The sequence below is a fragment of the Neisseria dentiae genome (assembly GCF_014055005.1).
Classification (GTDB): domain Bacteria; phylum Pseudomonadota; class Gammaproteobacteria; order Burkholderiales; family Neisseriaceae; genus Neisseria; species Neisseria dentiae.
The window spans coordinates 664,571-677,847 of sequence record NZ_CP059570.1; the positions used below are offsets into that span (position 1 = coordinate 664,571).

At 53.0% G+C, this 13,277-nt stretch carries 16 protein-coding genes and 2 tRNA genes; 10 read left to right on the top strand and 8 right to left on the bottom strand.

Translation table 11 applies throughout. The features are described 5' to 3' along the window. The first annotated feature begins 55 nt into the window (after nucleotides 1–55). Complete coding sequence (locus H3L92_RS03055; protein WP_085367086.1) at nucleotides 56–523, top strand: DUF3465 domain-containing protein; 468 nt, start codon at nucleotides 56–58, stop codon at nucleotides 521–523. Nucleotides 524–936: 413 nt separating this feature from the next. Here H3L92_RS03055 and H3L92_RS03060 read toward each other — a convergent pair. The 4 genes from H3L92_RS03060 to nadE all read right to left on the bottom strand — a co-directional run bounded on the left by H3L92_RS03060 (nucleotide 937) and on the right by nadE (nucleotide 2,958). Continuing rightward, nucleotides 937–1,026 (bottom strand) — tRNA-Ser (locus tag H3L92_RS03060). 23 nt (nucleotides 1,027–1,049) lie between these two features. Continuing rightward, nucleotides 1,050–1,139 (bottom strand) — tRNA-Ser (locus H3L92_RS03065). 81 nt (nucleotides 1,140–1,220) lie between these two features. Continuing rightward, nucleotides 1,221–2,000 (bottom strand): peroxide stress protein YaaA, encoded by a 780-nt coding sequence (gene yaaA / locus H3L92_RS03070; RefSeq protein WP_085367088.1) that lies wholly within the window; start codon nucleotides 1,998–2,000, stop codon nucleotides 1,221–1,223. Nucleotides 2,001–2,160: 160 nt separating this feature from the next. After that, complete coding sequence (gene nadE, locus H3L92_RS03075) at nucleotides 2,161–2,958, bottom strand: NAD(+) synthase (RefSeq protein ID WP_085367089.1); 798 nt, start codon at nucleotides 2,956–2,958, stop codon at nucleotides 2,161–2,163. Nucleotides 2,959–3,290: 332 nt separating this feature from the next. Between nadE and H3L92_RS03080 the strand changes: the two genes are divergently transcribed. The 4 genes from H3L92_RS03080 (at nucleotide 3,291) to H3L92_RS03095 (ending at nucleotide 6,157) form a co-directional block, all read left to right on the top strand. After that, entirely contained in the window at nucleotides 3,291–3,839 is a 549-nt protein-coding gene (locus H3L92_RS03080; protein WP_085367090.1) for a YqgE/AlgH family protein, read from the top strand. Further along, nucleotides 3,832–4,287 carry a Holliday junction resolvase RuvX gene (ruvX, locus tag H3L92_RS03085; RefSeq protein WP_085367091.1) on the top strand — a complete coding sequence of 152 codons (456 nt, stop codon included), beginning with the start codon at nucleotides 3,832–3,834 and terminating at the stop codon, nucleotides 4,285–4,287. Before H3L92_RS03080 ends, ruvX begins: the two co-directional genes overlap by 8 nt. A 184-nt stretch (nucleotides 4,288–4,471) precedes the next feature. Further along, nucleotides 4,472–4,885, top strand: a complete 414-nt coding sequence (locus H3L92_RS03090; protein ID WP_115336294.1) for a YidB family protein — start codon at nucleotides 4,472–4,474, stop codon at nucleotides 4,883–4,885. Between the two features lie 105 nt (nucleotides 4,886–4,990). After that, nucleotides 4,991–6,157: a sugar transporter gene (locus H3L92_RS03095; protein WP_085367093.1), complete on the top strand. Its 1,167-nt coding sequence runs from the start codon at nucleotides 4,991–4,993 to the stop codon at nucleotides 6,155–6,157. Between the two features lie 104 nt (nucleotides 6,158–6,261). Here H3L92_RS03095 and glyA read toward each other — a convergent pair whose 3' ends face one another. Further along, the gene (gene glyA / locus H3L92_RS03100) at nucleotides 6,262–7,512 is read right to left on the bottom strand and encodes a serine hydroxymethyltransferase (RefSeq protein ID WP_085367094.1); all 1,251 of its coding nucleotides are present in this window, start codon (nucleotides 7,510–7,512) and stop codon (nucleotides 6,262–6,264) included. 309 nt (nucleotides 7,513–7,821) lie between these two features. Between glyA and H3L92_RS03105 the strand changes: the two genes are divergently transcribed. Continuing rightward, nucleotides 7,822–8,022 (top strand): hypothetical protein, encoded by a 201-nt coding sequence (locus tag H3L92_RS03105; protein ID WP_085367095.1) that lies wholly within the window; start codon nucleotides 7,822–7,824, stop codon nucleotides 8,020–8,022. Between the two features lie 72 nt (nucleotides 8,023–8,094). On the opposite strand, the gene H3L92_RS03110 is transcribed toward H3L92_RS03105, so the two are convergent. Further along, nucleotides 8,095–8,556: an Lrp/AsnC family transcriptional regulator gene (locus tag H3L92_RS03110; protein ID WP_085367096.1), complete on the bottom strand. Its 462-nt coding sequence runs from the start codon at nucleotides 8,554–8,556 to the stop codon at nucleotides 8,095–8,097. A gap of 144 nt (nucleotides 8,557–8,700) precedes the next feature. Here H3L92_RS03110 and H3L92_RS03115 point away from each other — a divergent pair, with 144 nt between their 5' ends. Continuing rightward, nucleotides 8,701–9,459, top strand: coding sequence for an EamA family transporter (locus tag H3L92_RS03115; RefSeq protein ID WP_115336295.1), 759 nt, complete (start codon nucleotides 8,701–8,703; stop codon nucleotides 9,457–9,459). On the opposite strand, the gene H3L92_RS03120 is transcribed toward H3L92_RS03115, so the two are convergent. Then, a protein-coding gene (locus tag H3L92_RS03120; protein ID WP_115336200.1) for an IS630 family transposase occupies nucleotides 9,447–10,300 on the bottom strand; the annotation gives its coding sequence in 2 pieces (ribosomal slippage) (nucleotides 9,447–9,985 and nucleotides 9,985–10,300; 855 coding nt in all). The genes H3L92_RS03115 and H3L92_RS03120 overlap by 13 nt on opposite strands. A 57-nt stretch (nucleotides 10,301–10,357) precedes the next feature. Between H3L92_RS03120 and H3L92_RS03125 the strand changes: the two genes are divergently transcribed. Further along, nucleotides 10,358–10,534: a hypothetical protein gene (locus H3L92_RS03125; RefSeq protein WP_158088145.1), complete on the top strand. Its 177-nt coding sequence runs from the start codon at nucleotides 10,358–10,360 to the stop codon at nucleotides 10,532–10,534. 104 nt (nucleotides 10,535–10,638) lie between these two features. Here the strand turns inward: H3L92_RS03125 and gloA are convergent, their stop codons facing one another. Then, nucleotides 10,639–11,049 carry a lactoylglutathione lyase gene (gene gloA / locus H3L92_RS03130; RefSeq protein WP_085365681.1) on the bottom strand — a complete coding sequence of 137 codons (411 nt, stop codon included), beginning with the start codon at nucleotides 11,047–11,049 and terminating at the stop codon, nucleotides 10,639–10,641. Between the two features lie 248 nt (nucleotides 11,050–11,297). On the opposite strand from gloA, the gene H3L92_RS03135 reads away from it, so the two are divergent. Continuing rightward, nucleotides 11,298–12,839 (top strand): Re/Si-specific NAD(P)(+) transhydrogenase subunit alpha, encoded by a 1,542-nt coding sequence (locus H3L92_RS03135; protein WP_085365682.1) that lies wholly within the window; start codon nucleotides 11,298–11,300, stop codon nucleotides 12,837–12,839. Between the two features lie 3 nt (nucleotides 12,840–12,842). Continuing rightward, nucleotides 12,843–13,271, top strand: coding sequence for a hypothetical protein (locus H3L92_RS03140; protein WP_085365683.1), 429 nt, complete (start codon nucleotides 12,843–12,845; stop codon nucleotides 13,269–13,271). Nucleotides 13,272–13,277 lie beyond the last annotated feature (6 nt).

Below are 13,277 nucleotides of genomic sequence, written 5' to 3' on the forward strand. Positions count from 1 at the left end.
TTGAGGCCGTCTGAAAAGAAACCGAACAAATGTTGTATCGATAGAAAAATTCAAGATGAAGAAAAACCTGATTTGGGCGGCGGTGGCCGCCGCCGTATGGTTCGGCTACCAATATTGGCAAAAGCAGCCGCAGCAACCGATGCAGCAACCGCTGCCGCAGGCGGTGCAGACAGAGGGGCAGCGGCAGTCGGCCGTGCAAATCCTTCAGACGGCCTACGAGCAAAAACAGAGCAATATCCAGGTGGAAGGCAGCGGGGTGGTGGTGAAAACCCTGCCGGACGACAACAAAGGTTCGCGGCATCAGCGCTTTATTCTCAAACTTGCCGGCGGGCAAACCCTGCTGGTGGCGCACAATATCGACTTGGCCCAGAAAATCAAAGGGTTGAAAAAAGGCGATACGGTGGAGTTTTACGGTGAATACGAATGGTCGCAGCAGGGCGGCGTGATTCATTGGACGCACCACGACCCTCAAGGCCGCCATGCCGACGGCTGGTTGAAGCATAACGGCGTAACGTATCAATAAGTTTGAAAGTCTGAAGACCTGAGACCTTTCAAAAATACCTTAAGGGCGTCTGAAATATCCGATTATCGTCATTCCCGCGTAGGCGGGAGTCCAGCCTTAAAACTATCAAGCATTTTATTTCAATAACTTATGAAAAAAACAACTGGATTCCCGCCTACGCGGGAATGACGGGATTTAAGCATTTCAGACGCCCTTAAGGTATTTTTGCAAGAGTCTCAACCTTTATAGTTAAACTGCTTACTTGTTAGTAACCGTTCCGTCATACTCGGGCAAAGCCTGAGTATTGTACTTCTTATTCTTTAAAAAGTTTATGAAAAACAAAAAGATAATCGGGAGAGGCTCGAGAATGATGTGTGTACCTTGCTTTAAAAATAAAAACAACCCGCCGGATTCCGACGGGTTGTTTTTTAATTTGGCGGAGGCGGTGAGATTCGAACTCACGGAGGGCGCAAACCCTCGACGGTTTTCAAGACCGTTGCATTAAACCGCTCTGCCACACCTCCGGTCTTTCAGTGGATTTCAAGATTGGCGGAAGCGGTGAGATTCGAACTCACGGAGGGCGCAAACCCTCGACGGTTTTCAAGACCGTTGCATTAAACCGCTCTGCCACGCTTCCGTTTCTTGAAAGCGGAAATATTAGCGCAAAATAATGTGTCTGCCAAGCATTTTGCGGTGTTGGGGGATTAGTTTTTTGTTTTTATTTGGATTGTTCCTTTCTTAAAAACACCCATTCGTTTTCGCCGGATGAGGCGGCGTTGAATGCGTAGCCTTCGTAGTCGAAATTTTTCAAGGCTTCCGGCTCGGTGATGCCGTGTTCGGCGGCGTAGCGCACCATCAGGCCGCGGGCGCGCTTGGCGTAGAAGCTGATGATTTTATATTGGCCGTTTTTTTCGTCTTTAAACACAGGCGTAATCAGGCGGGCGTTGAGTTTGGCGGTATCGACGGCTTTGAAGTATTCCTGCGAGGCGAGATTGACCAGCGTGTTGCCGCCGCTTTCCGCCAGCGTTTGGTTGAGCAGGTCGGTGATGCGGCCGCCCCAGAATTCATAGAGGTTTTTGCCGCGTGCGTTGGCAAACGGCGTGCCCATTTCCAAACGGTAGGGCTGCATCAGGTCGAGCGGGCGCAGCAGGCCGTAGAGGCCGGAAAGCAGGCGTACATGGTTTTGCAGGTAGGTTACCGATTGGCTGTTGAGCGAAGGTGCGTCTAAGCCTTCATACACGTCGCCGTTGAACATATACACGGCCTGTTTGGCGTTTTGCGGGGTGAATGGTGTGTGCCAGGCGGCGTTGCGTTCGGCGTTGAGCAGGGCGATTTTGTCGGAAACGTGCATCAGTTCGGCGATTTGCTGCGGTGCGAGCAGGCGCACTTCGGCCATCAGTTTTTCGGCTTCGGCAAGCAGCGCGGGCTGGGTGTGTTCGGCAACCGGCGCGGGGTCTTTTTCGTTGAGGTTTTTGGCGGGGGAGAGAACGAATAGCATATCGGTGGGCTTCGGTGGTTTTCAGACGGCCTTAACTTTAGTGGCGGCGCTGCGGTTTGGCAAGTTCGGCGGTGTTGCGATATTTTATGGCTGCGATTGTTTGAATGGGAACAGGCCGTCTGAAAGTGTTTCAGACGGCCTGTTAAGATATTTCCGCCGTTTACGGTGCCAACAGCGCGGCGGGAATCTCGCATACGGGAATCGGTTTGACTTTATGCTGCATGGCTTGGTGCAGGCGGGTGTAGATCTCCAAAACTTCGCGTTGGCGGCCGGTGAAATCTTCGGGCGCGTTCCAACCGTAAACTTCCATTGCCCATTCCAGCTCGGGATAAGTGGCGCCCATTTGCTGTTCGTCGGTTCGGTCGGTGTCCCACAGGCCGTCGGTGGGCGGGGCGGTTCGGATGGACTCCGACACGCCGAGGGCGGCGGCCAGTTGGTAAACTTGGGTTTTCAGCAGGCCGGCTATGGGGCTGATGTCCACGCCGCCGTCGCCGTATTTGGTGAAAAAACCCACGCCGAAATCTTCTACTTTGTTGCCGGTTCCGGTAACGAGCAGGCCGTTGATTTGGCCGTAATAATAAAGCGTTACCATGCGCAGGCGCGAACGGGCGTTGGCCAGGGCGAGTTGTTTGGCAGGATAGTCGGCTTCGTTAACGTCAACCGTGGCGGCGAAGGTGTCGAAAGTGGGGGTGAGGTCGATGCTCATGCCTTTCACGTTGTCGGGAAAGCGTTTTTTCAAATCTTCGATATGCGCCTGTGCACGGCCGGCTTGGTCGGCTTTTTGGCGGATGGGCATTTCGAGCAGCAGGGTATTCAGGCCGGTGCGGGCGGCCAAAACGGATACCACGGCGGAATCCACGCCGCCCGACACGCCGACAACAAAGCCTTTGGCGCGGGCGGTGGCGGCGTAATCTTGGAGCCAGCCGACAATATGGTCGATTACGGCTTGGGTTTGCATAGGGTATCCTTTCGGGCAGAAACGGGTTGAAAACCGATAAATGTAATATATCGTTATTTTAATGATTGTTAAAGTAAAGGTTGTAATTAAGCGTCCGAGATGCGGCCGGTATGGAAATAAAGCCACAGCTTGCCGGTTTATTGAGACAGAGCGATATTGTATAAGTTTCAGACGGCATAGTTAATGTTTATTTTTGTTAATGTAAAATCAAACCCGAGGCCGTCTGAAAAAAGCACGGCATGGTTTGGATTTTTACGGTGCGCCTTGTAAAAATCCGGGCTTACCCCCATGTTGGCGGGAATTCGAATCATTACTCAAACGAGCTTGGGATCATGAATTTAGCAGACCATTTCTTGGTGGCCATGCCTTCGATGGACGATCCGTTTTTCGAGGGCAGCGTGGTTTATTTGTGCCAGCACGGCGAAGAGGGGGCGATGGGCATTGTGATCAACAAACCTTCGCCCGTTACCATGGATTTGATTTTTGCCGCTGCCGACAGTGCCATTCCCGAACGTTTTCAAAACGAATGGGTGATGATGGGCGGCCCCGTGCAGATCGACCGCGGTTATGTGGTGCACACCCCCGTTGGCAACTGGCAGAACAGTTTGACGGTGAACGACAGGGTTGCGCTGACCACTTCGCGCGACATCATCGAAAACCTTGCCCAGCCGGGTGCGGTGGAGAAGGCGGTGGTCAGCATAGGTTATTCGAGCTGGGAGGCCGGGCAGCTTGAGCGAGAGCTGGCGGAAAACGCATGGCTGACCGTGCCTGCCGACACGCATATTTTGTTTGATTTGCCCTATGGCGACCGTTATGAAGCGGCTTTTGCCAAAATTGGCGTGAATCCCGGCATGATGATGAGCGGGGCGGGTCATGCTTGAAGCTCCGCGCGGCACCACGCTGGCGTTTGATTTCGGCGAAGCGCGTATCGGCGTGGCCGAAGGCGATGCCGAAGTGGGCACGGCGCACCCGATTGCCACGGTAACGGGGGAGGGCAACGAGGCCAAGTTTGCCGCCATCGATAAATTGGTGCGCGAATGGCAGCCCCGGCAGCTGGTGGTCGGCCTGCCCGTGCATGCCGACGGCAGCGAACACGAACTGACCCGCCTGAGCCGCAAGTTCGGCCGCCGCCTCAACGGGCGTTTCAAGCTGCCGGTGTATTGGGTGGACGAGCGGATGTCGTCGCTGTATGCCGAAAGCCTTCTGGCCGAAGCGCAGGTGTTCGGCAGAAAGCAGAAAGCCGTGCTCGACCAAGTGGCCGCGCAGGCGATTTTGCAGGGTTTTTTCGAAGGGGGAGCTGCGGAGTTTTTTAACGGCAGGGAAGATTGACAGCATAAAACCGGATAAGGCCGTCTGAAACCGTTTCAGACGGCCTCATTTGTTTGCACAATCTGAATGCCGCAACGATGCAGATTACCGACACCTACACCGGCCTGCGGTGAAAAACATCTGCCCGCCTGTGGAAATTTGTTAGAATACACTATCTTATTCTGTATAAAGAAAGAGCATACTCATGGCTTTAATGGATTCTTTACTCAACGCGGCCGCATCGGCCATCGGCGGCGCCAACGGCCAACAGGGCACGGCGGTGCAGATGGTGATGGATTTGGTGCAGCAGAGCGGCGGCGTGGGCAACCTGATTAATCAGTTGCAGCAAGGCGGTTTGGGCGGCGCGCTGGAAAGCTGGATTTCCACCGGCAGCAATCAAAGCGTATCGGGCAGTGATTTGCAGTCTGCGCTGGGCAGCGGCCTGATCGAGCAGGTGGCGGCCAAGTTCGGTATGGACGGCCAACAGGCCGGCGATTTGCTGGCGCAATACCTGCCCAATTTGGTAGACGGTGCCACGCCCAACGGCTCGGCGCAAGATGCCGACGGCTTCGGCTTGGACGACATCGCGTCGCTGGTGCTGAAAAATCTGGTGAAATAAGAAATTATATTTAATGAGCAGCAGAGGCCGTCTGTTTTCAGACGGCCTGATTGTTTTTGCAGCTTTTGCCAAATAAAAACAACCAATCAGAAAGAAATACGTTTCATGTCTCAAAACGATGCTTCGCGCTGGCTCAGCGTGTTTGCGCTGGCCTTCGGCGCGTTTATTTTCAACACAACCGAATTTATTCCGATTGCTTTGTTAAGCGATATCGGCCGCAGTTTCGCGGTGCCGCCCACCGAAGCGGGTATTATGATTACGGTGTATGCGTGGGTGGTGGCTTTGTTGTCGCTGCCGCTGATGCTGCTTACCCGCAATCTGGAACGGCGCATGCTGCTGCTGGCCTTGTTCGGGCTGTTTGCCGCAGGCCATGTGTTGTCTTTTTTCGCTTGGAATTTCCAAGTGTTGCTGGCCGGGCGTATAGGCATTGCGCTCACCCATGCGGTGTTCTGGTCGATAACGGCGGCTTTGGCGGTGCGGATTGCGCCGCAGGGCAAAGGCAACCAGGCTTTGAGTTTTCTCAGCATGGGCACGGTGTTGGCGATGGTTTTGGGGATTCCGATCGGGCGCGTTATCGGCAATGCCTACGGCTGGCGTTTGAGTTTTTTGCTGATCGGTGCGGTAGCGGTGCTGACCGCCGCCGTGCTGGCGAAAAACCTGCCCAAACTGCCGAGCGTGAACAGCGGCTCGCTGGCCAGTTTGCCGCTGCTGGTGAAGCGCGGCGGTTTGTTGCAGCTTTATGCGTTTACCGTGCTGATGATTACCGCGCATTTTACGGCATACAGCTATATCGAACCGTTTGTGTCGCAGGTGGGCGGTTTTGCACCCGATCAGGTAACGGTGTTGCTGGTGATATACGGTGTGGCGGGGTTTATCGGATCGTTTCTGTTCGGCAAATGGTTTGCCAAACACAGCAAGGTGTTTTTCTTAAGCTGCTGTGCGGTGATGGCGGTGTCGATGTTGTTGCTGTATCCGCTTTCCGCTTCGCCGTTGGCGGTATATGTTTTGTGTTTTTTATGGGGAACGGGGATTTCCGCGCTCGGATTGGCGATGGTGTCGCGGGTGTTGCATTTTGCTTCCGACGCCACCGATGTGGCCACTTCGATTTATTCGGCGCTGTTTAATGTGGGCATCGGCGGCGGCGCGCTGTTTGGCCACTATGCGGAGGGCTGGTTCGGCATGAAATATATCGGCTTTACCGGCGCGGCGCTGGCGGCGGCTGCTTTGCTGCTGGCGTATTTTCTGGCGAACCGCCGTGATTTTGCGGGTTAAATAAATCCCTCTGCTCCGGTTTGCGTGAAAAATAAAACGCTTAAACAAACAGGCCGTCTGAAAATGTTCAGACGGCCTGTTAATGTTTTTAAACGTATCCGCTGTTAAGCGCCGTAAACCGGGTTTTTATCGCACAAGGCTTTGGCGGCGGCGGCCACGCGGGCGAGGGTGGCTTCGTCTTCCGGGTTTTCCAGCACGTCGGCCACCAGATTGGCCAGCTCGCGCGAATCGGCTTCGCTGAAACCGCGGGTGGTGATGGCGGAAGCGCCGACGCGGATGCCTGAAGTAACAAACGGTTTTTCAGGGTCGTTGGGGATGGCGTTTTTGTTGATGGTGATGTGCGCTTTGCCCAAGGCTTCTTCGGCGGCTTTGCCGGTGATGTTTTTCGCGCGCAGGTCAACCAGGAAAACGTGGCTTTCGGTGCGGCCGGAAACGATGCGCAAACCGCGTTTCACCAATTCTTCGGCCATCGCTGCGGCGTTGATTTTCACCTGTTTGGCGTATTGCTTGAACTCGGGTTCGAGCGCTTCTTTGAATGCCACGGCTTTGGCCGCAATCACGTGCATCAGCGGGCCGCCTTGCAGGCTGGGGAAAATCGCAGAGTTGAGGGCTTTTTCGTGGGTGTTGTCGCGGCACAGAATCACGCCGCCGCGCGGGCCGCGCAGGGTTTTGTGGGTGGTGGTGGTTACGAAATCGGCAAACGGCACGGGGTTGGGGTATTCGCCGCCCGCCACCAGGCCGGCGTAGTGCGCCATATCGACAAACAGATACGCGCCCACTTTGTCGGCGATTTCGCGGAACTTCGCCCAGTCGATTTGCAGGGCATAGGCAGATGCACCGGCCACGATCATTTTGGGTTTGTGTTCCAGCGCCAAGCGTTCCACTTCGGCGTAATCCAGCACTTCGTTTTCGTCCAAACCGTAGGTGATGGCGTTGTAGAGTTTGCCGGAAATGTTCACGCTCGCGCCGTGGGTGAGGTGGCCGCCGTGGGCAAGGCTCATGCCCAAGATGGTGTCGCCGGGTTTCAAAACCGAAGCGTAAACGGCTTGGTTGGCCTGCGAGCCGGAGTGGGGCTGCACGTTGGCGTATTCGGCGCCGAACAGTTTTTTCACGCGGTCGATGGCCAACTGCTCGACGATATCGACGTATTCGCAGCCGCCGTAGTAGCGTTTGGCGGGGTAGCCTTCGGCGTATTTGTTGGTTAACTGGCTGCCTTGGGCTTCCATAACGGCGCAGCTTACATAGTTTTCAGAGGCAATCAGTTCGATGTGGTCTTGCTGGCGCCCAACTTCTTTGGCAATGGCCGCGGCCAGTTCGGGATCGTATTTTTCAACGGTTACGCTTTTGGAAAACATTATTCGGAATCCTCGGGATAGGGTTGCGGGAAGGGGGAAATAAAATTGCGGCTATTGTAACTGAATTTGCTTTTGCGCCGTATGAAAAATCCGATTTTGTAAACAAACGCTGCTCATGGTTTTTTGAAAATATGTGTATATTTTTTAATTTTGGTAAATAATTTCTTTTGAATTAGTTTCTTAAGTTATTTAATAAGCAGTTTGACAACCTTTTAGCTTTAAATTCTACCGCCGGACAAATATTTGATATGCGTATGACGTTTTAGCTTATGCTGCTTTCACCAAAAGAAGCATGAAAGGAGACGGCTTATGAATATCAAAGTTTTTGTATTGGCTGCGGCTTTGGTCGGCGGCTTATACTATATTCAGGAAAACCCCCAAATCACCAAGCAGGTTAAGCAAACGTTCAGCCGCGAAAACCTGTTTGAAGTTAAATTCAAAGATGCTGAAAAGCAGAAACAATACGAAGAACACAAAACTTCGCTGTTTTATCCTGATTCGCAATCTTGATCCGACCGGGTTTGAATGTGCAAAGGCCGTCTGAAATGTTTCAGACGGCCTTTTGCAACGCTGCCGCCGCATTCACAACACGATTTTATTTTCCACTTTGGTAAAGTTCATCACAAACTGGCTGTTGAAATTGCGCACATGGTTTTCGCCCGTAAGCACGCGGCGGGTGAAGGCGTGGTAGGCGGCCATATCGGTGCAGTGTACCAGAATCAGAAAATCGTAATCTCCCGAAACTTCATAACAGCCCGATACATCAGGCTCTTTCAAAATGGCACGCTCGAATGCTTCTTGAATATTGTGGTGCTGCCTTTCCAGCTCAACCTGTATGAACACGCTGATGCCGCGCCCCACGGCCTGCGGCGATACCAGCGCGGCCTGCCTGCGGATAATGCCGGTTTCCAGCATTTTGGCAATGCGCCGCTGGCAGGTGGCGGGTGAGGAATGCACGGCGGCGGCCAGCTCTTTCAGCGGGGTGGCGGCGTTGTCTTGCAGGATATTGAGAATGTTTTTGTCGAGTTTGTCGAGTTCGTACATACTTCTGCCGTTTTTTGAGAAAGAACCGGGATTATGCTTGAAAAAATGATTTTTTAAACTGATTTTCTAAAAATTATGAAAAATTTTTTCAAGCGGTATGCATTACAATTCTGCATCTGTTTAACCTATTGAAGGCCGTCTGAAATGATGCCGCACAACCTGAAAGGCGTGTCCGCCGCCGTTTGCTCCAATTTGCTGTTTATTCTGCTGTTTCTGCACAGCGGCTGGATGAAGCCGATGAGCGGCACCGATGTGTTTGCCTGGCGCATGGTGGCGATGCTGGCCGGGTTGCTGGTGCTGGTTACGGTAACGCGCAGCTGGGGCAGGACGGCGGGCTTCGTGCGCGGGGTGGGGCGCGATTGGAAGCGTTGGTTTTTGATTCTGCTGCCCACGCCGATTATCGCCAGCCAGCTTTGGCTGTTTATGTGGGCGCCGGTAAACGGCGAAGGCGTCGGCGTGGCGATGGGCTACTTTTTGTTTCCGCTGATGATGGTGTTGGGGGGCAGCGTGCTGTTCGGCGAAAAACTCACGCCTTTGCAGAAAGCCGCCGTGGGGGCGGCCTGCGCGGGCGTAGGCGCCGAGCTGTGGCATACGGGCGCATTTTCGTCGGCAACGGTGTGGGTGTTCGGCACTTACCCCGTGTATTACCTTATGCGCCGGCGTTTGCAAGTGCCTGCGCTCACCGGCCTGCTGATTGATTTGCTGCTGATTACGCCGTTTGCGCTGCTGTATATTTTCACCGCTTCCGATAGTTTGGCGATGATTGCCGCGCAGCCTTCGCTGGTGGGGTTTATCGTGCTGCTGGGCGCGGGCAGCGCATTGGCGATGCAGTTCAATCTGTATGCCGGCGGTACGCTGCCGGTGGTGTTGTTCGGTATGTTGAGTTATAGTCAATTAAAATAAGAACTACGTAGCAGTGCAGTCATAAAATCTCCCACGGCAGGTAAAACTTTCCGCAAATGCTTTTTAATATTCGCCCATACCTTTTCAATCGGATTAAGCTCGGGTGAATAAGGAGCAAGGGGCAATACTTTATGTCCCTGCTTCTGCGCCATTTCAGTCAAAACCGCCATACGGTGGAAACGGGCATTGTCCATAATGATGACGGATTTCTCCGTCAGTTCGGGCAGCAGCATTTGCTCAAACCATGCTTCGAACAGGCTGCCGTCCATGGTGCCGCAATAGGTCATGGGGGCAATCAGGCTGCCTTTACCTTGGATTTGTGCCGCAACCAATGAAATACGTTGGTATTTTCTGCCGCTGATTTGTGCTTTGACGGGTACGCCTTTTTTCGAGTAAGCGTAAGGGCGGTAAAAAAAGGTGTCGAACCCTGTTTCATCAAGAAAAACTGCTTGATAGTCAGTATATTGGCTCAATGCTTGTTGATAAGCGGCTACTTGTTCGGGTTTTTGTTCTTTGTATGTGGTGGTCTTTTTTTTCGTGTGATGCCCATGACTTTGAGCAGGTAGCTGACATTTGGGGCGCTGCACCCTAAATGTTCTGCGATTTCGTGCAGGTAGGCATCAGGATGCTGTTCGAGATAGTCTGAAAGCTGTTGCCTGTCTATTTTTGTGGCATTACCACCTTTGACTTGATGCGCCAGTGAACCTGTTTGTTCATAGAGTCGCAGCCAACTGCTCAGCGTTTTGTCGCTGATACCATATACACGGCAGACTTGGCTTGCATTTTGGCATTGCCGGTAATATTCGATTGCTTTTTGTCGGAGTTCTATCGGGTAGGCCATTTTTTTCTGCTGGTAAGGGGGAGTAAAGTTCGGAATTCTTATTTTAATTCACTATATTTGGAGCCTGCTTTGCTGTTTGTGGCTTCGGTGTTGGTGTTGGGCGAGCAGGTTTCAATGGTTTCGCTGGCCTGTTATTCGCTGATTTGGCTGGGTTTGGGGCTGGTGCTGCTCGACGGCCTGCGCGCAGTCGGCGTGCAGCGGCTGGCGCGGAACAGGGCTTTGCAGCAGGGTTAGGGCTTTAGATGTGTTTGTGTGCCGCGGGCAAATGTTTCATGCCGTCTGAAAAATGTTTTCAGACGGCATGCTTGTTTTTTGACTCGCGATAAAACCGGCAATGTTTAGCCGTATTTCACCGAATCGTTGCCGCTGCCTTTTTGGATAAACTCGATTTTATAGCCGTCGGGGTCTTCCACAAACGCAATCACGGTGGTGCCGTGCTTCATCGGGCCGGCTTCGCGGGTAACCTTGCCGCCTTTGGCGCGCACGGCATCGCAGGCGGCGTAGGCGTCGTCCACTTCGATGGCGATATGGCCGTAGCCTGTGCCCAAATCATATTCTTCGGTGTCCCAGTTGTGGGTGAGTTCCAAAACGGTGTGGTCCGCTTCGCTGCCGTAGCCCACAAACGCCAGTGTGAAGCGGCCTTCGGGGTAGTCGTGTTTGCGCAGCAGCTTCATGCCCAATACATCTTGATAAAATGCTAATGATTTGTCGAGGTTACCGACGCGCAGCATGGTGTGGAGCATTCTCATGGTTAATCCTTTCTTAAACGGTTTGCCGCCCCGGGGCGCGGCCCAAGCTTGATTTTAGCACGGTGCGCCGCGGGCGGTGCGGTTGTGCCGGCCGCTTTCAGACGGCCTTTGCGGTTTGGGCCTTCATGCAGCGGCAAATCGTGCAATTGTTGACATTTTAATGTTGTTTTTCGCGCTGAAATTCGTTATAAAGCAAGCGTTAAGTTATGTTTTTCCGATTAACCGAGTTTGAATGAAGGAACGAAGAGATGAGAATTGGTATCCCAAGAGAATCTCTGGCAGGCGAAACGCGCGTGGCTTGTACGCCGACCACCGTTGCGCAGTTGCAGAAACTGGGCTTCGAAGTGGTGGTGGAAAGCGGCGCGGGCACGGCTGCCGGGTTGGTGGATGCGGCTTACGAAGCGGCCGGCGCATCGCTGGCGAACGCCGAAAACGTGTGGGCCAGCCCGCTGATTTATAAAGTGAACGCACCCAACGATGTGGAAATAGGCCGTCTGAACGCCGGCCAAACGCTGGTGAGCTTTTTGTGGCCGGCGCAAAATCCTGAACTGGTGCAAAAACTTGCCGATAAAAAAGTGAATGTGCTGGCGATGGATATGGTGCCGCGCATTTCGCGTGCGCAGGCTTTGGATGCGCTCTCTTCTATGGCCAACATCAGCGGCTACCGCGCCGTGATTGAAGCGGCCAACGCGTTCGGCCGTTTCTTCACCGGCCAGATTACCGCCGCAGGCAAAGTGCCGCCCGCACAAGTGCTGATTATCGGTGCGGGCGTGGCCGGTTTGGCCGCCATCGGCACGGCAAACTCTTTGGGCGCCGTTGTAAAAGCGTTCGATACGCGCTTGGAAGTGGCTGAGCAGATCGAATCGATGGGCGGCCAGTTCTTAAAACTCGATTTTCCGCAGGAAGCGGGCGGCAGCGGCGACGGCTACGCCAAAGTGATGAGCGACGAATTCATCGCCGCCGAAATGAAGCTGTTTGCCGAGCAGGCCAAAGAGGTGGACATCATCATCACCACCGCCGCCATTCCCGGCAAACCCGCGCCCAAGCTGATTACCAAAGAAATGGTGGAAAGCATGAAGGCGGGCAGCGTGATTGTGGATTTGGCCGCGGCCACCGGCGGCAACTGCGAATTGACCAAACCGGGTGAATTGTTCATCACTAACAACGGCGTGAAAATCATTGGTTACACCGATATGGCCAACCGCCTGGCGGGGCAGTCTTCCCAGCTTTACGCCACCAATCTGGTCAATTTAACCAAGCTGTTAAGCCCCAATAAAGACGGTGAAATCGCGCTGGATTTCGAAGACGTGATTATCCGCAACATGACCGTTACCCGCGAGGGCGAAATCACGTTCCCGCCGCCCGCCATCCAGGTTTCCGCCGCACCGCAGCAAGCGCCGTCTGAAAAAGCCGCGCCCGCAGCCAAACCCGAGCCGAAACCCGTTCCCGCTTGGAAAAAACTGGCGCCTGCCGTAATCGGCGCAGTGTTGGTTTTATGGGTGGGTGCAGTGGCGCCTGCCGCTTTTCTGAACCACTTTATCGTGTTCGTGCTCTCTTGCGTGATCGGTTATTACGTGGTGTGGAACGTGAGCCATTCGCTGCACACGCCGCTGATGTCGGTAACCAATGCGATTTCGGGCATCATCGTGGTCGGCGCGCTTTTGCAAATCGGCCAGGGCAACGGTTTTGTGTCGCTGCTCGCCTTTATCGCGGTGCTGATTGCCAGCGTGAATATCTTCGGCGGTTTTTACGTTACCCGCCGTATGTTGAATATGTTTAGGAAAGGGTAAATTATGAAACATTCAAAACTATTGATACTGTCTGCTGCTTTATCAGTTACATTTTTATCAGCTTGCGAAGTAAGTAATCATGAAAATTCTAAAGTTCAACAATCAACCTTAAAAGGAAAAGACAATATGCAACCCCAAAGCCCTATGCTGAACGAAATTTTCTCTAGCGAAAAATACATCCGCCCCGGTCAGTCCAAAGATGTAAACCATATTGTTTCTAAATATCTCCCAATTGGCTCTTCTAAAGAGGAAGTAATTAATAAATTAAATGAAATGAATCAGAATTATAAAGAAGAGGGTAACATTATCCATGCAGGATATAGAAAAAAGACACCTCCTATGACTCCACAAGCAGGAGTTAGAATTACTTTGAAATTCAATAATTTTAGTTATTTAGAAAATATTGATAGTGAATTTTCTTATGCTCAATAACAATAG

Coding starts and splice junctions, on each gene's coding strand:
- H3L92_RS03115 (WP_115336295.1), top strand. CDS start 8,701: ATGATGCCGCACAACCTGAAAGGCGTGTCCGCCGCCGTTTGCTCCAAT.
- H3L92_RS03095 (WP_085367093.1), top strand. CDS start 4,991: ATGTCTCAAAACGATGCTTCGCGCTGGCTCAGCGTGTTTGCGCTGGCC.
- nadE (WP_085367089.1), bottom strand. CDS start 2,958: ATGCAAACCCAAGCCGTAATCGACCATATTGTCGGCTGGCTCCAAGAT.
- H3L92_RS03110 (WP_085367096.1), bottom strand. CDS start 8,556: ATGTACGAACTCGACAAACTCGACAAAAACATTCTCAATATCCTGCAA.
- yaaA (WP_085367088.1), bottom strand. CDS start 2,000: ATGCTATTCGTTCTCTCCCCCGCCAAAAACCTCAACGAAAAAGACCCC.
- H3L92_RS03140 (WP_085365683.1), top strand. CDS start 12,843: ATGAAACATTCAAAACTATTGATACTGTCTGCTGCTTTATCAGTTACA.
- H3L92_RS03055 (WP_085367086.1), top strand. CDS start 56: ATGAAGAAAAACCTGATTTGGGCGGCGGTGGCCGCCGCCGTATGGTTC.
- H3L92_RS03090 (WP_115336294.1), top strand. CDS start 4,472: ATGGCTTTAATGGATTCTTTACTCAACGCGGCCGCATCGGCCATCGGC.
- ruvX (WP_085367091.1), top strand. CDS start 3,832: ATGCTTGAAGCTCCGCGCGGCACCACGCTGGCGTTTGATTTCGGCGAA.
- H3L92_RS03105 (WP_085367095.1), top strand. CDS start 7,822: ATGAATATCAAAGTTTTTGTATTGGCTGCGGCTTTGGTCGGCGGCTTA.
- H3L92_RS03135 (WP_085365682.1), top strand. CDS start 11,298: ATGAGAATTGGTATCCCAAGAGAATCTCTGGCAGGCGAAACGCGCGTG.
- gloA (WP_085365681.1), bottom strand. CDS start 11,049: ATGAGAATGCTCCACACCATGCTGCGCGTCGGTAACCTCGACAAATCA.
- H3L92_RS03080 (WP_085367090.1), top strand. CDS start 3,291: ATGAATTTAGCAGACCATTTCTTGGTGGCCATGCCTTCGATGGACGAT.
- glyA (WP_085367094.1), bottom strand. CDS start 7,512: ATGTTTTCCAAAAGCGTAACCGTTGAAAAATACGATCCCGAACTGGCC.